This is a genomic window from Paraburkholderia lacunae, assembly GCF_003353175.1.
Classification (GTDB): domain Bacteria; phylum Pseudomonadota; class Gammaproteobacteria; order Burkholderiales; family Burkholderiaceae; genus Paraburkholderia; species Paraburkholderia lacunae.
The window spans coordinates 1-21,094 of record NZ_QHKS01000005.1 but is presented as its reverse complement, the minus strand read 5'-3'; the positions used below and the strand labels follow the sequence as shown (position 1 = coordinate 21,094).

The 21,094-nt window shown below is 61.5% G+C and carries 22 protein-coding genes; 10 read left to right on the top strand and 12 right to left on the bottom strand.

Annotated elements, in window-relative coordinates; all coding sequences use genetic code 11:
- Window positions 1–364 precede the first annotated feature (364 nt).
- Window positions 365–1,294, top strand: coding sequence for a LysR family transcriptional regulator (locus tag DLM46_RS08585; RefSeq protein ID WP_115100354.1), 930 nt, complete (start codon window positions 365–367; stop codon window positions 1,292–1,294).
- 123 nt (window positions 1,295–1,417) lie between these two features.
- Window positions 1,418–2,056: a GTP cyclohydrolase I FolE gene (gene folE / locus DLM46_RS08580; RefSeq protein WP_115100353.1), complete on the top strand. Its 639-nt coding sequence runs from the start codon at window positions 1,418–1,420 to the stop codon at window positions 2,054–2,056.
- 61 nt (window positions 2,057–2,117) lie between these two features.
- Here folE and DLM46_RS08575 read toward each other — a convergent pair whose 3' ends face one another.
- From DLM46_RS08575 to DLM46_RS38975, 5 genes are all read right to left on the bottom strand, one after another.
- Complete coding sequence (locus DLM46_RS08575; protein WP_115100352.1) at window positions 2,118–3,032, bottom strand: DMT family transporter; 915 nt, start codon at window positions 3,030–3,032, stop codon at window positions 2,118–2,120.
- Between the two features lie 202 nt (window positions 3,033–3,234).
- The gene (locus DLM46_RS08570) at window positions 3,235–4,068 is read right to left on the bottom strand and encodes an AraC family transcriptional regulator (RefSeq protein WP_115100351.1); all 834 of its coding nucleotides are present in this window, start codon (window positions 4,066–4,068) and stop codon (window positions 3,235–3,237) included.
- Window positions 4,069–4,117: 49 nt separating this feature from the next.
- Complete coding sequence (epsC, locus tag DLM46_RS08565) at window positions 4,118–5,044, bottom strand: serine O-acetyltransferase EpsC (protein WP_115100350.1); 927 nt, start codon at window positions 5,042–5,044, stop codon at window positions 4,118–4,120.
- Between the two features lie 132 nt (window positions 5,045–5,176).
- A complete protein-coding gene (locus DLM46_RS08560) occupies window positions 5,177–5,410 on the bottom strand; it encodes a hypothetical protein (RefSeq protein WP_013342515.1) in 234 nt (77 codons plus the stop codon).
- 96 nt (window positions 5,411–5,506) lie between these two features.
- Window positions 5,507–5,701, bottom strand: a complete 195-nt coding sequence (locus DLM46_RS38975) for a hypothetical protein (RefSeq protein WP_133300313.1) — start codon at window positions 5,699–5,701, stop codon at window positions 5,507–5,509.
- Window positions 5,702–5,725: 24 nt separating this feature from the next.
- On the opposite strand from DLM46_RS38975, the gene DLM46_RS08555 reads away from it, so the two are divergent.
- Window positions 5,726–6,181: a DUF3005 domain-containing protein gene (locus DLM46_RS08555; protein ID WP_115100611.1), complete on the top strand. Its 456-nt coding sequence runs from the start codon at window positions 5,726–5,728 to the stop codon at window positions 6,179–6,181.
- A 220-nt stretch (window positions 6,182–6,401) separates the two neighbouring features.
- Window positions 6,402–7,007, top strand: a complete 606-nt coding sequence (locus DLM46_RS08550; RefSeq protein ID WP_115100349.1) for a short chain dehydrogenase — start codon at window positions 6,402–6,404, stop codon at window positions 7,005–7,007.
- 54 nt (window positions 7,008–7,061) lie between these two features.
- Here DLM46_RS08550 and DLM46_RS08545 read toward each other — a convergent pair whose 3' ends face one another.
- The 5 genes from DLM46_RS08545 to DLM46_RS08525 all read right to left on the bottom strand — a co-directional run bounded on the left by DLM46_RS08545 (window position 7,062) and on the right by DLM46_RS08525 (window position 12,399).
- A complete protein-coding gene (locus DLM46_RS08545; RefSeq protein WP_115100348.1) occupies window positions 7,062–8,003 on the bottom strand; it encodes an ABC transporter permease in 942 nt (313 codons plus the stop codon).
- Complete coding sequence (locus tag DLM46_RS08540) at window positions 8,003–8,881, bottom strand: ABC transporter permease (RefSeq protein ID WP_115100347.1); 879 nt, start codon at window positions 8,879–8,881, stop codon at window positions 8,003–8,005. The genes DLM46_RS08545 and DLM46_RS08540 overlap by 1 nt, the downstream gene beginning before the upstream one ends.
- On the bottom strand, window positions 8,878–9,957 hold the full coding sequence (locus DLM46_RS08535; RefSeq protein WP_115100346.1) for an ABC transporter ATP-binding protein: 1,080 nt from the start codon (window positions 9,955–9,957) through the stop codon (window positions 8,878–8,880). Before DLM46_RS08535 ends, DLM46_RS08540 begins: the two co-directional genes overlap by 4 nt.
- Window positions 9,958–10,031: 74 nt before the next feature.
- Window positions 10,032–11,201 carry an extracellular solute-binding protein gene (locus DLM46_RS08530; RefSeq protein WP_115100345.1) on the bottom strand — a complete coding sequence of 390 codons (1,170 nt, stop codon included), beginning with the start codon at window positions 11,199–11,201 and terminating at the stop codon, window positions 10,032–10,034.
- 259 nt (window positions 11,202–11,460) lie between these two features.
- Window positions 11,461–12,399 (bottom strand): SMP-30/gluconolactonase/LRE family protein, encoded by a 939-nt coding sequence (locus tag DLM46_RS08525; protein WP_115100344.1) that lies wholly within the window; start codon window positions 12,397–12,399, stop codon window positions 11,461–11,463.
- Between the two features lie 656 nt (window positions 12,400–13,055).
- Between DLM46_RS08525 and DLM46_RS08520 the strand changes: the two genes are divergently transcribed.
- A complete protein-coding gene (locus tag DLM46_RS08520) occupies window positions 13,056–13,760 on the top strand; it encodes a helix-turn-helix transcriptional regulator (RefSeq protein WP_115100343.1) in 705 nt (234 codons plus the stop codon).
- Here DLM46_RS08520 and DLM46_RS08515 read toward each other — a convergent pair.
- Entirely contained in the window at window positions 13,744–14,061 is a 318-nt protein-coding gene (locus tag DLM46_RS08515; RefSeq protein ID WP_115100342.1) for a helix-turn-helix domain-containing protein, read from the bottom strand. The genes DLM46_RS08520 and DLM46_RS08515 overlap by 17 nt on opposite strands.
- Before the next feature lie 152 nt (window positions 14,062–14,213).
- On the opposite strand from DLM46_RS08515, the gene DLM46_RS08510 reads away from it, so the two are divergent.
- Entirely contained in the window at window positions 14,214–14,807 is a 594-nt protein-coding gene (locus tag DLM46_RS08510) for an acyl-homoserine-lactone synthase (protein WP_115100341.1), read from the top strand.
- 65 nt (window positions 14,808–14,872) lie between these two features.
- Here the strand turns inward: DLM46_RS08510 and DLM46_RS08505 are convergent, their stop codons facing one another.
- Window positions 14,873–15,562, bottom strand: a complete 690-nt coding sequence (locus DLM46_RS08505) for a FadR/GntR family transcriptional regulator (RefSeq protein WP_115100340.1) — start codon at window positions 15,560–15,562, stop codon at window positions 14,873–14,875.
- 292 nt (window positions 15,563–15,854) lie between these two features.
- Here DLM46_RS08505 and DLM46_RS08495 point away from each other — a divergent pair, with 292 nt between their 5' ends.
- The 4 genes from DLM46_RS08495 (at window position 15,855) to DLM46_RS08475 (ending at window position 20,229) form a co-directional block, all read left to right on the top strand.
- On the top strand, window positions 15,855–16,337 hold the full coding sequence (locus tag DLM46_RS08495) for a universal stress protein (RefSeq protein WP_115100336.1): 483 nt from the start codon (window positions 15,855–15,857) through the stop codon (window positions 16,335–16,337).
- Window positions 16,338–16,553: 216 nt separating this feature from the next.
- Window positions 16,554–17,330 carry a fumarate/nitrate reduction transcriptional regulator Fnr gene (gene fnr / locus DLM46_RS08490; protein WP_115100335.1) on the top strand — a complete coding sequence of 259 codons (777 nt, stop codon included), beginning with the start codon at window positions 16,554–16,556 and terminating at the stop codon, window positions 17,328–17,330.
- Window positions 17,331–17,472: 142 nt separating this feature from the next.
- Window positions 17,473–18,786, top strand: coding sequence for an SUMF1/EgtB/PvdO family nonheme iron enzyme (locus tag DLM46_RS08485; RefSeq protein ID WP_115100333.1), 1,314 nt, complete (start codon window positions 17,473–17,475; stop codon window positions 18,784–18,786).
- Between the two features lie 423 nt (window positions 18,787–19,209).
- Window positions 19,210–20,229 carry a D-cysteine desulfhydrase family protein gene (locus DLM46_RS08475; RefSeq protein ID WP_115100332.1) on the top strand — a complete coding sequence of 340 codons (1,020 nt, stop codon included), beginning with the start codon at window positions 19,210–19,212 and terminating at the stop codon, window positions 20,227–20,229.
- Window positions 20,230–21,094 lie beyond the last annotated feature (865 nt).

The window sequence follows — 21,094 nt, the reverse complement described above, 5'->3', positions numbered from 1 at the left end:
CGAATTTCCTTTTGGGGCGCTGCGCACCGATCGGCTTTTGCCTTTGCAGGCAGTGGCGTTTGCGGGACGGTCTCCGGGCCTTTTTTACCCGGCTGTGCCTGCCGGATTGAAGTACTCGTTCATCGCCTCGAGTTTGTTCGCTATATGAACGTTGATTCGATTAGCGAACGTCGCAGCAGATTATGGTTGCCCTTCGGGCGGGTTGTCAAGGCAGGGGATTCCATGATGATAGGGTTTTGTGTGCGCTGCGGTCTGGTTTAAAAAAACCGAACCCCAGGCTTACCCCACTATCCAGATCAACCATTAACCTACTACCCTCTATTCGGATACCGAATACCTCTCACAGCGCCGCAGGCCAAAGAAAATGCCGGACCTCGATTTAGACCTAAACCTGATTCCCTATCTGGTGGCAATGGAAGACACCCGCAACGTCAGCCGCGCCGCGGAGCAGCTAGGCGTCAGCCAGCCGCGCGTCAGCACCGCACTGGGCCGCCTGCGGGAATACTTCGGCGACCCGCTGTTCGTGCGCACGTCCCGCGGTATGGAGCCTACGCCGCGAGCGCTGACGATCCTGCCCGCTGCCCGCGACGCGCTCCTGCGCATCGAAAAAGGCATGCTCGACGCGCAAGACTTCGACCCCGTGACCAGCACCCACACCTTCTCCATCGCGCTCTCCGATGTCGGCGAAATCGTCTTCCTGCCGCGTCTGCTGCAACTCTTCGCCGAACGCGCGCCCAACGCCAACCTGCGCTCGGTGTCGCTCTCGCACTCGCATGTCGAACGCGGACTCGAATCGGGCGACGTCGATCTGGCCATCGGCTATTTCCCCGATCTGTCGGGAAACAACTTCTTTCAGCAACGGCTCTTCACCCATCGATTCATCTGCCTGATGCGCACGGGTCATCCGCTCTCGAAAGCGCCGCTCACGCTGCCCCAGTTTGTGGCGTCAGGCCACGCGGTGGTCCGCGCCGAAGGACGCAGCCAGGAAGTTCTCGAAAAATTCCTGGAAAAGAAACGCATCAAGCGCCGCGCCGTGCTCGAAACGCCGCACTTCATGAGCCTGCCGTTCATCCTCGCGCGCACCGATCTGCTCGCGACAGTGCCGCATGCAATCGGTTTCGCGTACGTGTCGGAGCACGCGTCGATCACGCTGGTCGAGCCGCCGCTGCCGCTGCCGCGCTTCGATCTGCGGCAGCACTGGCATCGCAAGTTTCATAACGATCCGCGCGGGAGCTGGTTGCGCGGCGTGGTCGCCGAACTCTTCAACGACGATCAGGACGAGTGGCCGAAATAGCCGCGCGCCCCGGCAGCGAAAAGGGATATCAGCGCGACCCGGCGAAAACATGGAACAATGGCCGCACTCATTGACCCCTTACGCTCCTTCGAGCGTCGACGCGCGATCCCAAAGGAGCGACGGATGACCAGCAGCAAGGCAAAGAAAACCAAACCCGCAGCCGCGCCGGAACGCCCTAGCCGCGAGGAAGCCGAAGCAGCCGTGCGCGTGCTGCTGCGTTGGGCCGGCGACGATCCGCAGCGCGAGGGCCTCATCGACACACCGGCGCGCGTGGTGCGCTCCTATGAGGAGTTCTTCGCGGGCTATCTGATCGATCCGCGCGAGCTCCTCGCCCGCACTTTCTCCGAAGTGGACGGCTACGACGAAATGATCGTGCTGAAAGATATCCGCTTCGAAAGCTATTGCGAACATCACATGGTGCCGATCATCGGCCGCGCACACGTCGCCTATCTGCCGGGGCATCGGGTGGTCGGCATCTCGAAGCTGGCGCGTCTCGTCGATGCGTTCGCCAAGCGCCTGCAGATTCAGGAAAAGATGACGGTGCAGATCGCCGACACATTGAACGACGTGCTGCAACCGGAAGGCGTCGGCGTGATTCTGGAAGCCGCGCATCAATGCATGTCGACGCGCGGCGTGCATAAGGCAGGCGTCACGATGGTCACCTCGCGCATGCTCGGCACGTTCCGTACCGATCCGTCTACACGTCGTGAGTTTCTGGCAATCGTCGGCAATCCGGGTGTGGTCTCGGTTGCCAATACCTAAGCAGCGGTACCGGTCGCGCTGCGGCATCCAGGGCCGCTCGAACCGTGCCCCCTGCTCTGCCTCATGCCGCGCTGCGCACCATGCGCATCTGGCCGACAGTAGCGAGCAGCACCGCACCGAGCACGCACGCGACGCCTGCGAGTTGGGCCGCACTGACCGGCTCGTGCAACACGGCGGCGGCCAGCCCGACCGCGCTGACCGGTACGAGCGCCGTCATGAGCCCGGCTTGCGCGCCGCTGATGCGCGCCGCGCCCGCGTACCAGAACACGAAGCCCGCCACGGTCGGTACGAGCGCGTAATAAATCACGCCGGCGACGCCGGCCAACACGGTTGCATCGAAGGGTATGTTCCAGGGTTTTTCGAAGCATGCCGGCACGATTGCGACAGCGAAGCCGATGCCGCACATCAAGGCTGACAGCGGCAACGCCGCGACCGGTGTGCGCAACTTGCGATTGAGCAGGATGAACAGCGCCTCGCAGACAATCGCCGCGAACACTAGCGCGTTACCTATCAGCGAACTGGCCGCGTGAGGCGCGGTGAGATCGTCGATATGGACGGTGCAGGCCAGCACGCCCACCGTCGCTAGAGCAATCGCGCCGATCAACGCGGGTGCGGGCCGCTCGCCTAGCGCGAGCACGGCGACCAATGCGGAGACAGCCGGCAAGGTGCCTGCGATCACACCCGCATCGGCCGCCGAAGCAAGCTTCATACCGCTGATCAGCAGCACCGTATAGCCGACGCTACCCGCTCCGGCCTGCGCGATCACCAGCAGCGTGTCGCGCCGATCGAGCCGCGGCCAACGCACGCGGCGCCAGCGCATCACCAGCACGAATACTGGAAACGCAATGGCAAATCGCAGCGCCGTCGCGCTGAACGGCGGCAATCCCGCCGCAATCGATTTGCTGACGACCACCGTGCTGCAGACGCCGATCATCGCGAGCGCGCAGAGCAGGTATCCCGCATAGCGTGAGTTCATGCTGCCTTCCGCCGGGCCGCCCCAAGGGAGGCAGCGGCCCCCTTGGGGGGCAGCGAACGAATGTGAGCGTGGGGGTAGTTCATCATGCTGCCCTTCCTTATTCGTTGGAATGAGCAGGCAGATTAGAGGCGGGACGGACGGAAGGTCTTGAACGAAATTGCAGGGACGCACGCGTGGCACGCCGTAGGCAAACAGAAAAAACTCAGCGCATTGCCGCCGCATAGCTGGCAGGCGTCACGCCCAGCAACCGCACAAAAGCCCGAGTCATATGACTCTGATCGGCAAACCCTGCCCCGGCGGCAGCATCGGCAAGCCCTACACCGCGCGCAATCAGCTGCCGTGCGAGCACAACGCGCCGTTGCATCCGATAAGCATGCGGCGGCAACCCCATCTCATGCGCGAAACCGCGCAACAGTTGAAAGCGGCTCATACCGGCATCGGCGGCAAGATCGGCAAGCGTAAGCGGTGCCGCCGGATCGTCATCGATACGAGCCTTGGCGCGCGCAATCGGCCCCAACACACTCGTCGCCGACAACGGCGAACCCAACCCCGCCTGCACCGTCGCGTGACGCCGCACCAGATACCCCAGCAATCCGAGCAACGCCTCTTCGCGAACCAGATCATCATGCGCGGATTGCGCTTCAACCGCAGCCACAAACAGCCGCTCGAACAGCACTTTCAGCAATGGATCGTGCACGACAGGCTGCGTGAGCTCGACCTCGCGCGTTGCAGCCTCACCAAGCTCACCGGCCACGCCACCCAGCAGCGCCGGCTCGAAATACAGCATGCGCCAGGCACGGCCGCGCTCATCGAGCGGACTGCCGTCGTGCACTTCACCGGGATTGACTGTGATCGCGTCGTTCGCGCGCGCTTCCACCATGCCGCGCCCGCTCGCGGACCGATGCCCGCCGCTGACGATCACGCCCACCCCGAAGCGGTCATGCGAATGCCGCGGAAACGCGTGCGCGGTGTCGGCCACCGTCGCTTCCACGCCGGCGATCGCGCAGCGAGGCATATGAACACGGCCGCGCGACATGAGCTTATCCCTCAGGCGGGGAACGGCAAACAGCGACGCAATGCGCCCATCACCGGCGCACCTCGTCACCTCGATCGCCTTCGCGAACTTTGCCTTGCGAGACGCTGCTGCCCGGCGGCACGCTATGCGTGAGCCACACATTGCCGCCGATCACCGAGCCGCGCCCGATCGTCACACGGCCGAGAATCGTCGCGCCGGCGTAGATCACCACGTCGTCCTCAACAATCGGATGGCGCGCTTTGCCCTTGACCAGCGTGCCGTCGAGATCGGCCGCGAAGCTCTTCGCGCCGAGCGTCACCGCCTGATACAAGCGCACGCGTTCGCCAATGATCGCAGTCTCGCCGATCACGACGCCCGTGCCGTGGTCGATAAAAAAGCTCGGCCCGATGGCCGCGCCCGGGTGAATGTCGATGCCGGTTGCCGAATGCGCGATCTCGTTGATGAAGCGCGCCAGCAGCGGCACGCCGAGCCGATGCAGCGCGTGCGCGAGACGGTGATGCGTCATGGCCCACACACCCGGATAACACAGCAGAATTTCGGTGATGTGCTGTGCCGCCGGATCGCCAGTGAAGGCAGCCTGAATATCGCTGACCAGCAACGCGCGAATGCCCGCCAGTTGCATGCCGAATTCGCGCGCGACATTGAACGCGTGTTCTTTCAATTCCGCCTCCGGCGTCTCGCCGAATTCGGGCAGAAAGCGCAGCGCCCGGCGAATCTGTTCGGCGAGCAATCGCAAGGTGCTTTCGAGCGTATGGCCGACGTAGTAATCGACGGTTTCGTCGGTCAGATCGGGGGCGCCGTAATGCGTGGGAAACAGCGCCGCGCGCAGGCCGGTGACAATCCCGGCCACCGCTTCACGCGACGGCAGCTCGCGAATGCCGAGCGGATGACGCGTGCGATGCAATTCTTCGCGCGACGCGCGCAGATCCGCGACGATCTGTTCGAGACCCCAGTTCTGGGAAGGCACTTTAGGCATAAAAGGACAGCGCCGCGCCTGGGCACGGTTCAGAGTGATTATGCCGAGAGATTACCGCGTTTTTCCGCGGTTCGCGCGCCACGCCGTGCCGCAGGGCGGTCTGGCCCGCGACGCGCCGCCGCTCGACGCGATTCAGATGGTGACGCTGCTCGCATCGATCCAGCGCACCGCCCAGTCGCGTGCGTGCGCGATCGCGGCGGCTTCGTCGGGAAAGCGCAGATCGGTGGGGAAAAAACGGTTGGCGACCAGTTCGCCGTCGCTCGAGCGAGAGATGACCACATAGGGTTGCCAACTTCCATCGCCCGCGCGCGCCGGCGCACAATTCAGCAAGTAGCCGCGATGTGTGAATGCAGCATCGAAGTGCATGTGTCACCCGCCCTGACGGCCCCGTAAGATGTTTTGAGTTAGGCGCAGCCGTTTCATGCCCGCCGTGTTGAAACAGTCAGGCAAATGTCGCCGATTTCACCGCGCTCCGCTCGCCGGAGTAAGATCATACTCTGATGAAAATACGCGTTCATTAAAAAAAACGAAAAGAATCCCGGACGCAATCGCCAGGCGAAAGACCCCTTCCGCGTAGCCGCCGCTCAAGCGCGGCGCAACCGGAACGCAAGCAAGCGTGATGCTGTACGGAACGGGTTTTGCTGTTACTTCAACCATGTCCTCTTCACCGGAGAAAGCATGATGAACAGCACCGAAATCAGCAAGCAGGCAAACGCGGCCAGGCTGCCCGGCGCCGCCCGCCCGAGCACGGCGGAATTACACAACGACCGCACGCACGACAGCACCGTCGACACCGACGGCAAGAATCGCGAGGCTGCGCGCATCGCGAACCACAGCCCGATTGCCGTCGACGAGATCATCTGCAGCAATGCGACCCTCTGCAACAGCATGCCGGAGTCGCCGGACGGCATGGCCGGCTTCGACAGCCGCGTCGGCGGCCATCATCCGCTGCTGGCGCTCGAACCGGGCTACCTCGTGATCGACAAAGGCATGGTCGAACCACAAACCGCATATTCGCGGGGTCCCCAAATCGACGACCCGCGCCCGCTCGGCAGCCGACGCGAATCCGGCCGCACTCATTACGCCGTCAATCATTTACGGCCTACGCGCGTGATTGAATTGCTTCGGTCGAAATAATTCATGCCCGCCTGGCTCACGGTTGACACAGACGTTTGAATCGAGCCGCCCGGGCTTATTAATCAAGGAAATCTTAATCGCGCGCCGTTTGAAAGGCGGCGTGCGATTTGCGTGCGGATTCGAAACTCCAGGTTGCAGGACCTGTACGCGATAGAGGCTTTTTCCGCTCGCGTGACGCCGACACAATCGGCTGCACATTGACTCACCAACGGAGCAGCAGATGAAGAAGGTCGTAGTGATAGGCGCAACCGGTACCCTCGGCCAGGCCGTGGCCGCGGAGCTGAAGGCGCGCCATGAAGTGATCGAAGTGGGCGCGACGCGCGGCCAGTATCGCGTCGACAGCACCGACCCGGCGAGCATCGAACGGCTCTTTCGCGAGATCGGCAAAGTGGATGCCGTCGTGACAACCACCGGCAAGCTGCATTTCGGCCCGCTGCCGGACATGAGCGTCGAACAATTCTGGATCGGGCTGCGCGACAAGCTGATGGGGCAGATCAACGTGGTGCTGACCGCCCATCCCTACGTCAACGACGGCGGCTCGTTCACGCTGACGAGCGGCATCGTCGGCGACGAGCCGATTCGCGAAGGCGCGAATGCAACTACCGTCAATATGGCTTTGGAAGGTTTCGTGCGCGGCGCCGCGATTGAACTGCCGCGCGGCATCCGCATCAACGTGGTGAGCCCGACGGTGCTGACGGAATCGCTCGACGCTTTCGCGCCCTACTTCCGCGGCTTCGAACCCGTGGCTGGCCAGCGCGCCGCGTTGGCCTATCTGCGCAGCGTCGAAGGCGCGCAGACGGGGCGCGTCTATCGCGTCGGGTATTGACCTTCGTCGAACTCGGTGAATCGCGGGCTCGCCGGCGGCGTCCGCAGCCGCGCTTCAGCGCTTCTGTTCCTTCACGCGCGACACGATCTGCGTCGGGCTGACGAATTGCAGCGCGATCAGCACCCAGATCAGCGTGATCGCCATGTAGATCATCGCCATCGCGTCGATCGACTGCGGCGCGCGCACGCCGGTTGAAAACACAGCGTAGTACAACGCGACCACCAGCGTTTGCGTCGCGGGGCCGGCCGTAAAAAATGTCAGCTCGAACATGCCGATGGTCCGCACCAGCACGAGCAGGCCGGCCGCCAGCATGCCCGGCACCAGCAAGGGCAGCAGCACGTAGCGAAAATAGCGGAAAGTGTTGGCGCCGAAAATGCGCGCCGCCGCTTCCAGATCCGGATCGATCTGTTCGATGAACGGCGTCATCACGAGGATCACGAACGGCAACGCAGGCACGAGATTCGCGAGGATCACGCCACCAAGCGTGCCGGCGAGGCCGACCTTGTACATCACGGTCGCGAGAGGAATGCCATACGTGACGGGCGGCACCATCAGCGGCAACAGGAAGATCAGCATCGCGAAACGTTTGCCGGGAAACTGCACCCGTGCAAGCGAATAAGCCGCGGGCACGCCAAGCGACACCGACAGCAGCACCACCGCGCCGACCACTTCCACGGTGACCCACAACACGCTCGCCAACTGAAAATCGTGCCATGCCTGCGCATACCAATGCAGCGTAAAACCTTGCGGCAACAAGGTGCCGAACCAGCGTGTCGCCACCGAGTTGACCGCGACCGTCGCGATCAGCAACACCACGTTGACGAGGAAAAACACCATCGCGCCCCACACCAGCACGCGCCACGCGCGGCCCGGCAAACTGTCGCGCTGCTTGATACGCTTGCTGGGTTGGCGGGCACCGTCGTCGTGGCCGTGGTCCTGGCCGCTCGATGCGGACGCGGTCCACGAAGGATGCGGCGCAGGGTGATCGGTTGCCATCAGCCCTTGCCTCCCGTCACCGGACCGCGGTAGGCAAAGCGGCGCGCCCCGAGCATTGCGGCGACCACCAGCAATTGCACGAAGCCCATCACCATCGCGATCGCGGAGGCGAGCGAATAGTCGTAGCTTTCGAACGCGGCTTCGGCGGCGGCGATCGACATGACACGCGTCGGGCCAGCAGGCGCACCGAGCAGCACCGCCGATGGAAACACCGAAAACGCCTGCACGAAAGACAGGCACGCGGCCATCGTCAGACCGGGCACCAGCAGCGGCACATAGATGCGCCGAAACTGCTGCCACGGACTCGCGCCGAGCGTGGCCGCGGCGCTCGCCAGCGTCGGATCGATACCCGTTATGTACGACAGCGTGAGCAGAAACGCGAACGGAAAGCCTGACACGATCAGCGAGATCAGCACACCCCAGAAGTTATGCGTGAGACGCACTTCATTGGTGTAGAGATGCAGGCCTTGCAAGGCTTGCGGAAACCAGCCGTTCGGTCCGAAGTACGTGAGCATGCCGTCGGCGATCAGCACGGTGCCGAGCGTAACCGGGATCACCAGCAGTGTCGTGACGAATTTCTGATAGGGCGAATTGTGGCGCAGCGCGAATGCCACCGGAACCGACACGCCGACATTGACGAGCGTCGCCGGCACCGCAAGCTTCAACGTGACGATGATGGTCGGCCACATCGACGTATCGGTGAAGAACGCCAGATAGTTGGCCCACAGCCCGCCGCCGTTCATCGGCCGGAACGACAGCGCCAAACCATAGGCAAATGGATAGATGAACAACGCGGCGATAAAGATCAAAGCTGGCGCGACCAGCCACGCCTTGGTGTCGCGCGGCGCAAGCGGTGGCGGCAGCGTAGCCGTGCTCACTGCCCTTCTCCGTCATAGACGAGCGTGCGTGACGGCGGCACGCGCAAGCTGATTCGCTCGTCTTGCTTGAACTCGCCCGCGCCGCGCGCCCACAAGTCGCCGAATGCGGTCTTCACGTGCAACAGCGAATCGTGGCCGCCGTATTCGACCATGGTCACCAAGGCGTCGAACGCGTTTTCCGCGCCCGGCTCAGCACGTTCCATATCCTCGGGACGCAACGCGACGCTCACGCGCTTACTGTTGAAACCGGCCATCGGCACGCCGATCAGACGTACCCCGTTCGCGCTGACCGCAACGCTGTCGCCTTGCATCCCCTCGAGCGTGAATTCGACCACATTGCGATAACCCATGAAGCGCGCGACATGCAGGTTTTGCGGCCGCGTATAAACCTCTTTCGGCGTCGCGATCTGCTGCACCACGCCCTCTTTCATAACGACGATGCGATCAGCCATCGACAGCGCTTCGTCCTGATCGTGCGTCACATAGAGGGTCGCGCGTTCGAGCTGACTATGGATACGGCGAATTTCGGCGCGCATTTCGATGCGCAGTTTCGTATCGAGATTCGACAGCGGTTCGTCCATCAGGATCAGCGGCGGCTCAATCACAATCGCTCGCGCAATCGCCACACGCTGCTGCTGACCGCCGGAAAGTTGTCCGGGGAGCTTGCGCTCATGGCCGACCAGTTGAACCAGTTGCAGCGCCTCACGCGCGCGGCGCGCGATTTCACTCTTGCCGACCCCGCGCATCTTCAAGCCAAAGCCGACGTTATCGAGCACCGTCATATGCGGAAACAGCGCGTAGTTCTGGAACACCATGCCGAAGCCGCGCTTTTCCGGCGGCAGCACGTCGATACGTTCGTCGTCGAGCCAGATGCCGCCGCCGCTCAACGGCTGCAAACCGGCGATGCAATTGAGCGCTGTTGATTTGCCGCAGCCCGACGGTCCCAGCAACGCAATGAACTCGCCGCGCCGGATGTCCAGATCGAGCCCCTGCAACGCCGCGATCGCATGGCCTTCCGCATTCGTGAAACTGCGGCTCACCGAATCGAGCCGCAATTGCTCAAAGTGATGCTTCATGGCGGTTTCCTGATACGAATGACGCGCGGATCGCAACGGCCTCAACGGACCACCTCGCGGACCCACCTTGCGGATTACTTGGTCTTCTGCGCGCCGACCTCGCTGTCCCATTTCCTGAAAGCCGCGACCATCGCGGTCGCGTTCAGCGGCAATACATGCGGACGCTCGGCGAGCAGCTTCGCGTACTCGGGCCGCCCAAACTTCTTCAGCACATCCTGGCTATGAGCGGGCGCCTGTTCGACGCTCACGCCCTTGATCGCGGGACCTGGATAGAAATAACCGTCGTCATAAGTCATCGCCTGCTGCGCCGGTTCGAGCATGAAATTCATCAGCTTGTAGAGCACGTCGAGCTTTTCCTTCGGCACGCCCTTCGGAATCACCATGTAGTGCGCGTCGTTCACCCACGTCATGTTGTCGAATGCCTGCACACGGAATTCCGCCGGCACGATGCCGAGCGCGCGCGGGTTGATGTCCCATCCCGTCACCGTGACGGTCATATCGCGCGTGCCCTCGCCGAGCTCTTTCATCACCGCCGACGTGCCACCCGGATAGTAAGGAATGCAATCGTTCAGTTGCTTGAGGAAGGCCCACGTCTTGTCCCAACCGTGAATCGGGTCCTGTGGATCTTTGTCGCCGAGCACATAGGGCAAGCCCATCAGGAACGTGCGGCCTGGACCCGAGTTCGCCGGGCGGGCGTAGATCAGCTTGTCCGGATGCGCCTTGCACCATTGCAGCAATTGCTCGGGCGTCCTCGGCGGATCGCCGACTTTGGCGGGGTTGTACTCGATCAGCGGACCGGCCGGCATATACGCGACTTCGAGGCCGAAGCCTTGTGCGAGATCCTGCATCTTGCGCGGCCCGGGCGCGTATTTGTCGAGCACGCCCGGGAAGGCCGCTGCATTGTCGGGTAGCAGCTTCATCCAGAGATTCTGTTCGATGCCGGCGGCCAGTGCGTCGGTGCCGGTCAGCACGAGGTCGATGTCGGAGCGGCCCGCGGCCTGCATCGCCTTGATCTTGCCGGGCAACTGCGGCGCCGGTGCATTCGTGAACGTGAGGTTGGCGATAAGGTTCGGATACTTCGCCTTGAACGCCTCGAAGCCCTTTTGAGTGAGCTGAAGATTCCCGGCGACGTCGACGATGTTGAGCGTCACCGGATCGGCCGCGTGCGCCGCGGATGCGAAGGCGGCGCTTGCCGCGAAACATACGGACACCAGCCTGAGCGCCAATCTGCCAGAAACAGTCATTGCGTCTCCTCGCTTCTTAGTATGGAAGTCCGCCGGTCGAATGCGGTGCTGGCGGTGTCGCTCTACCAAAGCAACATAGCGAAGCCCAACTGCTGATGTCAAGCAAATTATGGCGACACGGCTTTGACTACAAAGCCGGCCGCTTAGGTCCAAAGCCTTTATTTTTCAATGATTTTTTCGGAGCAAATCAAGGGCAAACCCGAAGCCGGATAGAAACTCGAATCGTCACTTGTCAGGCAACCTGGACGCAAGCCGACATTCACCCGCCCTGAATTCCCTGCGTGTTCACATATAGCGAATACAACCCGTGGCTTGCCGCCATGAACAGCCGGTTCCGGTGCCGTCCGCCGAAACAGACGTTCGCGCAGCGCTCCGGCAAGGCAATGTGACCGATCAGCTCGCCTTGCGGCGTGAAGACGCGTACACCGTCGAGTTCATCGTCGCCCATGCCCCAGCCGCACCACAGATTGCCGTGGATATCGACGCGAAAACCGTCTGGCGTGCCCGGCCCGGCGTCGATCAGCACCCGGTTGTTCGACAGCGCGCCGCTATGACCATCGACATCGAACGCGCGAATCTTGCGTGGCTCGCCGCGCGATTCGACCACGTACAGCACCGACTCGTCCGGCGAAAACGCCAGACCGTTCGGCCCCAGCACCTCATCGGCGACCACCGTCACCTCGCCGGTCTGTCCATCGATGCGATAGACGCACGCCGGCAGTTCCGACTCCTGCTGCTCGCCCTCGTAGAAGCTGTCGATACCGAAGGTCGGATCGCTGAACCAGATCGACCCGTCCGATTTCACGATCAAGTCATTCGGCGAATTGAAGCGCTTGCCGCGATAACGGTCGGCGAGCACGGTCGTCGAGCCGTCGTATTCGGTACGTGTCACACGGCGCGTCAGGTGCTCGCACGTGACGAGGCGCCCCGCGCGGTCGCGCGTGTTGCCGTTGGCATGGTTCGACGACTGGCGAAACGTCGTGACCGTGCCGCTCGGCTCATCCCAGCGCAGGATGCGGTCATTGGGAATGTCGCTCCAAAGCAGATAGCGGCCGTCGCCGAACCAGACCGGCCCTTCCGACCAACGAGCGCCCTGATACAGACATTCGACCGACGCCGACGCGAGGGTCAGCGCCTTGAAGCGCGGATCGACGATGCGGATGGCGGGATCGGGGTAGCGTCGGCTGTTGTCGCTCATGGGTTGTACTTTGGCGGATTGAAGTTGAAGGTTGTCGGTGAAGACGGGCCGAAGCCAGCATCGTTGCGCGCGGCGAATGCTTCACCAATGCGACACATCGATGTGTGATCAATACGCTGCGGATGATTGCGCGAACTGACGCTCCAACGAAGCGGCGAACTCGCTGCCGAGGATCGGGGAATCGTTCATGATGCCTCAAACGGGAGCCGGATTCGACGATTCAAGGTAGCGCCAGGCCCAATAAGTTGTCAAACAACTTTAAAAACGCATGCAGCGTACGCCGGAATTAAGCACTATTTTCCGCCAATAACGGATTAAGGTCTTTTTTTCCGAACTCCCGTAAGTGCAGTGACTGCTCGCATGACTGAAAATATATACGTGGCCTAACGAAAGCAGCGTTGTGGAAATTACCCGTTTTATTGCTGTGCCAATAGCAATAAAACCGAAAAAATCCGATATAAAGAGCAATTCGTACGTCGCCTCGCGCAAGCCGTAGCACCGCCGGTTCTTGTCGAACCGAGCCAGGATTTGCGAAGTAGATTTTGGTGATAGATTGTGACGATAAAACAACCGGACGGACGGCTGTACCGCAATTAACCGCAACGTGTCGTTTGCGATCTGAGAGAGTCAAATTGGCGCTACATTTTATCGAGGAGATGGCTCCGTTACTGAACGCCGCGGACGAAGCGGAATGGTTCGGTGCCGTCGCAGGGCTTGCCGACACATGGGGCTTCGACCGCCTGTTGATCGCCATGCTGCCGCGCCCGGCCATGCGCCTTGAAGACGCCTATATACGCAGCACTTACGCGTCGGCATGGCGTCGCACGTATGACGAGCAGGGTCTCGTGCACATCGACCCCACTGTCACGCATTGCATGACGCGCGCGACACCGCTGATCTGGTCGCCGGACATTTTCACGACAGCCCCGCAGCAATCGATGTACGAGGAAGCCCGCTCGTACGGCTTGTGCGCAGGGGTGTCGTTGCCGATCCACGGGCCAAACCAGGAGGCCGGCATGATGTGCTTCGTCAACGACAGCAATCCGTCCGACGCATTCTGGAGCCACGTCGACGTCGCACTGCCGAATCTCGTGTTACTGCGCGATCTGGTGATCGACACCAGTCAGCGCCACCTGAATACGCATGCCCAGACTTTATTGCCCAAGCTCACGCCGCGCGAACGGGAATGTCTGAAATGGACCGCGCGCGGCAAATCCACTTGGGAAATCTCTCATATCCTGAACTGTTCGGAAGCCGTGGTGAACTTCCACATGAAAAACATCAGGACGAAGTTCGGCGTGAATTCGCGGCGCGCGGCGGCCGTCATCGCCGCGCAGCTCGGACTTATTGACCCGGGTTGAACAAGGCAGCGGCGTCGCGGCTGTACAGCACTCGCTCGGCTCGGCCTAGATCGGCGTCGGAAACGGTCTTGGTGAAGTAAAGGCCCAGCAGGATCGCCACCGGTGCCGGGATCTCAGCGCCCGACTCAAACCGGCTGCCGCGCGATTGCGTCACGCCGAAGCGCGCCCAGAAGCGGCGCTGGCTTTCTTTTTTCTTCTTGCGGTAGGCGATGATCAGAACGCGGTCCACTGCCGAAGACGGTTCAGCCATGCGGGCTTGGATGCCGGTTTGCGCTTGCCAGTGATTTTCCAGAAGTTCCATGTCGTGTCCTGTCGGTTGATTACTGATGCTTATCTCGATTTTGCTTTACCCGATAAGCATTCACACCTATCCAGGTAGGTAGGTGGCAAATCGATTCAAAATGCATAAGTTTTCTTGCGTATTGGGTACCCCAACACGTTCAGGAGAACGTCATGCAAACAGAGATCCGGATTGGAATGCGGCAAGAATTTGACAACGCGGACATCAACGAGATGTACCGCCTGCGGGCTCGGGTTTTTCACGGGCGGCTCGGGTGGGACATCCCGACTATCGCAGGAATGGAAATCGACGGCTACGACGCGCTCGAGCCCCACTACATGCTGATTCAGGGCGACGACCATCATCTGCGCGGCTGTTGGCGCCTGATGCCCACCGAGGGACCGAACATGCTGAAGGACACTTTCCCGCAACTGCTTCACGGCGCGGCCGCGCCAGTCGGGCGGCACATCTGGGAGTTGAGCCGGTTCGCGATCGAAACCAGCGGTGAGGAACAGTCGTTCGGTTTCGCCGACCTCACGATGCAGGCGATTCGCGAGGTCATGACGTTCGCCGGCCGGATGGGCATCACGCGCTATGTCACGGTCACCACTACGCCGATCGAACGGTTGCTGCGCAAGACCGGCATGGAGATCAGCCGGCTCGGCCCGCCGTTGCAGATCGGCGTGGAACGCGCGGTGGCGCTGGATATCGCGGTCAGCCCGAAAACCCTCACTGCCCTGTTCGGGCCGATGGCCGTGGCGGCGTAGCCACACGCAGCCGGGTCGAAACCGGACCGCGGAGACGGCGGCCCGGTTTCGACTCGTGCAGAACTTCAGGAACCGAACATCCGGTCGAGCGCGTTTTCCAGGTGCGCACGCATTGCCTGGCCGGCGGCCGGACCGTCCTTGCGACGAATCGCCTCGAGCACCGCCAGATGCTCTGCCTGCACGAGCCGCTGCCGCTCGACAGTCTTCACGAGCGACAGATTGCGCGACAGATTCATGCTGAACACGATCTGTTCTTCGATGAATGACATGACCGTGATGAAAAACGGATTCCTCGATGCGCGCGCCACCGCCAGGTGGAACATGAAATCGTCTTTTGCACCGATACCCTGGGTTTCGATCACGCGCTCCAGTTCGTCCCACGCGCGCTGGATCGAGGCAAGGTCGTCGGCCTCGGCCTTGAGCGCGGCCTGTTCGGCGGCGCCCGCTTCGGTCACGATACGAAATTCATAGCAGCGGCGGATGTCGGACAGCGTTTCGAGCGGTGCGAAGCGACGCACGGCCGGATCGGGCCGGCGCGCGACCGTGGTGCCGGAACCGTGCCGGGTCATGATGATGCCGTCCGCCCGCAACCGCGCCAGCGCCTCGCGGATGGTCGGCCGAGAAGTTTCGAAGCGCTCGGCCAACGCATGCTCGGTAGGCAGCCGGTCGCCTTCCTTGTACTCGCCTTCGAGAATGCGATTAAGAATGTCGCCGTAAATCCTGTCGGGCAGGCCTGTCGTTTTGCGCTCGTTCATCAGCGATGCTGAGCCAGCTTGTCTGAGTAGGCTTTGATTGTAAGGCAAACCGGAGCCTATCCTGACTTCATGGAGGTGTTCCGGGTCGATGCGCAGGCCGGAAACGCTTGCTGCACGCCGCTTGTCACGCCATCCATCCAGGCAAGACAATTTGACAAGTGTTTGATTTACATCCTGACCCGGGTGGGTCTTTTTCAGCGATCATTTAAGCTCGAAGCGGTCATGAATCGTCAATGGACGCGGTCATGCGAATTGGCCGCGGCACCCGAATCCCTTCAGACGCGGAGTTGATATGTACACACGCATCCTTGTAGCGGTCGACGGCAGCAACACCTCGCGCCGCGCGTTCGAGGCGGCATTGGCGCTCGCCAAATCCACGGGCGCTGTTCTGCAACCGTTCTATGTCGTCGAAAATACGCCCATGTATTTCGAAGCACCCGGCTACGATCCTTCGATTCTTCGCAACCGCCTGGTCGAGGAGGGCAAGGAACTCGGCGCGGAATTCGCGCAGGCCATGCGCGACGAGGGCGTCGAAGGGGAACTTGCGGTGGGCGAAGCATCGTCGCTCGACGACGTCTCCACCGTGGTACTGAAGGCCGCCGCCGCTTTTAACGCCGATCTGCTGGTCATGGGCACACACGGCCGGCGCGGGTTTCAGCGCCTGATCCTCGGCAGCGTCGCCGAACGCTGCGTGCGCCAAGCCAGCTTGCCCGTGCTATTGATCCCCTCTGCTGCGGGCAAGAGCAGCGAAGCCGGCGTTCATCCCGATGCATAGCAGTACATAACCACAAGTGGAAGCCACACGTGGAAGCCACAAGTGGAGGCCGCAAGTAGAAGCCGCAAGCGGAATGCACAGGCGGAATCCGCAAGCGGAAGCGCGAGCGTAACGCCGCTCAAGCAGCCTCGCTGCGCGAACGCGTCATTTTGCCGCTAAACGTGGGCCCTACGCGGTGGGACAATCAGTCATTACCTCGACAAATGGCTGCAGAACATGCTTACTCCTACCGCTGCTACCGCCAGTTCCGCTGTTACTTCATCCGCGCGCAGCAGCCGCCGTGCTTCGCCGCTGCGGGCTAGCGGGAGGAGCGCCGCGCGTTGTTCGAGCTGTTCGATGCGGCAACTCTGCATGCCGCAAGGCTTGTCGTCCGACGAACTGCCGAAACTCGAAGCGTTGATCTGCACTGCACGCTCCGTGCAGCGCGGCGAAGCGCTGTACCGCAGCGGCGACCGGTTCGACAACCTTTACGCCGTGCGTTCAGGTTCGATGAAGACGGTCATGGCGCACCGCGACGGCCGGGAGCAGGTTACCGGCCTGCGCCTCGCCGGCGAAGCGCTCGGCCTCGACGGCATCAGTGAAGACGCGCACGCATGCAGCGCCGTGGCGCTCGAGGACAGCACCGTTTGCATCATCCCCTACACTGCGCTCCAGACGTTGTGCCGCGAAATCAGTTCGATGCAGGAACGTCTGCACAAACTGATGGGCGAACAGATCATTCGCGAGGCCGCGCAAATGATGGTGCTCGGCTCGCTGTCGGCAGACGAGCGCGTCGCGGCATTCCTGCTCGACGTGTCGGAGCGCCACGCGCAACGCGGCTATTCGTCGGCGGAATTCAACCTGCGCATGACGCGCGAAGACATGGGCAGCTACCTCGGTATGACGCTCGAAACCGTCAGCCGCACCCTGTCAAGATTTCAAAAGCGCGGCCTGATCGACACGCAAGGCAAGCACATCCGCATCGTCGATCTCGAAGGCCTACGGCAGGTTTAAACCAGACGCGCCGGACCTGGCCCACGCCGTCACGTCCCCGCCTATCCCCCCGCCTATCTCTTTTTGGCACGCATTCGCCTTGGCATGGCTCCTGCGAGCGGGTACAGTCTTTAGTCTGTCCCCGGCTAGGAGACCCGCCGACATGAATCGCGACCCCGCCCCGCATCACCCGCTCGTTCAGCGTTTGATCGACGCGCGTCACATCACTGACGCACTGTTCTCCATCGTCAAGCCCGAATTTCTGTATGAACGGCCGATCCGCGAGCGCCACCGGATCGTGTTTTACATTGGCCATCTGGAAGCTTTCGACCGCAATCTGCTGGATCAGCGTCTGTGCGACCTGCCCGCATTCGATCCGCACCTCGACCAGCTCTTTGCGTTCGGCATCGATCCCGTCGACGGCGGGTTCCCCACCGACCAGCCCGGCGATTGGCCGTCGCTCGAAGTCGTGCGCGGCTATGGGTTGCGCGCTCGCGAGCAGATCGACCGGACGCTCGCCGCATTGGGCGATTCGGCTCACCTGGGTCACGCTGGTGCGCAGGCCGGCGCGGCCGAGCAATTGCTGAATGTCGCGATCGAGCATCGGCTGATGCACGCCGAAACGCTCGCGTATATGCTGCATCAGTTGCCGCTTGCGCAAAAGGTCGCAGACTCACGCGATGTGAGCCCGACGCACGTTGGACGCGGCGCGATTGCCGAGTCGATGGTCAGCGTGCCGGCCGGATCGACGGTGCTCGGCATGGCGCGCGAAAGTGGTCGCTTCGGCTGGGACAACGAGTTCGGCGAATTGCGCGTCGATGTGCCCGCCTTCGAAATCGACCGTCATATGGTGACGAACGGCGCGTATTGCCAGTTCATCGAGGCGGGCGGCTATCGGGAGCCGAAGTGGTGGTCGGAAAAAGATTGGACATGGCGGGAAGCCGAGCGGATCGATCATCCCGCCTGTTGGTTGCAACGCGAAGGAAACCGCGAAGACGGTGCATGGACGTTGCGCACGATGTTCGCTGAAGTGCCCCTGCCGCTCGATTGGCCCGTGTACGTCAGTCACGCTGAAGCCAGCGCCTACGCACGCTGGGCCGGCAAGACGCTTCCCACCGAAGCGCAATGGCAACGCGCGGCCCACGGCGCGCCGCAAGCCGCGTCGGGAAATTTCGATTTCCGCAGTTGGGACCCGCAGCCGGTCGACGCTCATCCGGATAACGTTAGCGCGTTCGGCGTCGAAGGTCAGTTCGGCAATGGCTGGGAATGGACATCGACGGTATTCGACGCGCTGCCAGGCTTCGAGGCGTTTCCGTTTTATCCCGGCTATTCCGCCAACTTCTTCGACGGACAGCATTACGTGCTCAAAGGCGGTTCGGCGCGTACTGCGCAATGCATGTTGCGGCCGGCTTTCCGAAACTGGTTTCAACCGCACTATCAGTATGTCTACGCGGGGTTCAGGTGTGTGCGGGAGTGACTAATAAAGCGGAAGCTGGAATTTCTTTTCAACTTCCGCTTTATTAGTCAGCGACGTTCGCGCGGACCGCGAGCGCCACGTCGTCCGGGAGTTGCAGCCGGTCGACCGCGGCCTGGTCCAGTTGCTTGACCTGATTGCTCGTGATCCGGGCTGTTGTTCGAATGCAGGTCAATGCCGCTATAGTTCATCATGGCCTCCTTCCGGTTAAAGCGGTTTTGGCAAACTCACTTTAACCCCGTCGCCCGTCAGGGCGGCGGGGGGAGGCCCGCTAGATGATTTTCAATCGGCATATAGACGCCTGCTACGTGTGATCATTGGGCGGCGCTCAAGGTGGACGTCGCTGCTCATCCAATATCATTTGTAGCCTGTGCAAGTATGACCCGGAGCCATTTTCGTCGTGAAAATCAACGATCCCCAAAGCCAATGACCATCGAATCAGCACCCAAGCTCAATCTTTCGAAGTTTCCGCGTCGTACTCTTCTTGAGGGGCCGACACCGATTCAGCATCTTCCTCGCCTAAGTACTCATTTGGGCGGCGTGAATGTCTTCGTCAAGAGAGATGATCTCAACGGCCTTGGCGGCGGCGGTAACAAGCTGAGAAAACTTGAGTTCCTGATCGGCGAAGCGTTGGCAATCGGGGCGGATACGATAATTACCGTCGGCGCCCGACAGTCGAATCACGCCCGGTTGACGGCCGCAGCGGCGGCGCGTGTCGGTTTCAAATGCGAGCTTGTCCTGACGAGGGCCGTGCCGCGTTTCGATAGCGACTATCTAGGCAACGGAAACATCCTGCTCGATGACCTGTTCGGTGCGCGCGTGCATGATCTGCCCGGCTCCGCTAATGCCCTGCAATTCGCTGAAGAGCGCGCGAAAGAGCTGCGTGCGCAAGGCCGGAGTGTCTACGTGTGCCCGCTCGGCGGCTCAAGTCCCACGGGCTGTTTGGGATATGCAGATTGCGCGGCTGAAATCACGGCGCAATCGAGTGCAGAGGGTTTGTCGTTTGATCGTATCGTAGTACCCAATGGAAGCGGCGGAATGCACGCTGGACTCGTCGCCGGTTTTGTCGCTCTCGGTTTGAATCCGTCGTTCGTTGCTGGATTCACCGTGTATGGAAATGCCGAGCAGGCTCACTCCATCACGCTCGATAAAGCAAATCAAACAGCTCGACTCATCGATGCGAATCTGCGAGTTGATAGTGATGCGATTTCGATTGATGAAGGGCAACTCGGGCCGGGCTACGGAATCCCAACCGACAGTATGCGTGCGGCTGTTCGCCTGCTTGCATCGACGGAAGGCCTCCTGCTTGATCCCGTATATGGCGGAAAGGCGTTTGCGGGGCTGGTGGAAAGCGTCGCCTCCCGAAAGTATCTTGCGGGGCAAAATATTCTGTTCGTAATGACCGGTGGTCTTCCCGGGTTGTTCGCTTACCGAAGCGAGTTCTAGCGTCTGGTGTTGGATCAGGAAGTTGAACGGCCGCTTCTATGGGGACATGTTTGTCAAGGCGATTGCGATCGTCAGGTAAACGGATCGGATTTCACGGTGATACCTTTATGTCATTGACGGCATGAAGCGATCGTGCCGCATGGCCACTCGATCCAGATCCAAGGTCGGGGTGTGACGAGCGTTCCAGCCAGTGCCGGAACGAACTTCTATCCGTGCAGGACGTGGAGATCCTGCACCTCATGCAGCATGCGCGCAAGGCGCACTGGCAAACCCCAGTCACCGGCGCACCCCATCTTTGGGAGCGGTCACCGTGTGGTGACCCGCGGCCGTTACGGGCGCGTTGACCTCTGATCATGATGTGTTCCTTGCCAGACCACGCGAACGATGGCCAGCCGTTCTTTCCGTCTCCAGCCCGAAGCAGGTCCAGGGCGAGCAACCACGAACGTTGTGCACGCGCACAAGGGTAATGCCGCCTATCCTTGGAGATAGGCGAATCGCAGGGTCCTGTTCATGATCAATTTGCACGAACTCCGGTATGTTCGGCTCGGTACCCGCGACATTGATGCTGCGACGAAGTATGCCGCCGATATCCCTGGATTACAGTTGGTGCGCCGCGAGGGCAGGTGGGCCTAAGCGAACTGTAGCCGCCTCATGATGCCGGTGCCTGAGGGTCGGCTAAGGCCGAGAAGCAGGCAGACGCCTCCCTGCCCTACCGGATCTACAACTCCTGTCAGGAGGCGGTTGCCGTGATAACCCAGAGGATTGTTAGCGGAACGGGAACGGCGCAATGAGAGGGTCGAAGGCACGGCGAACGGGCCGTTTCCGTTCCGCTAACAATTCGTTGAGCTAAACCGCTCCACTGGCG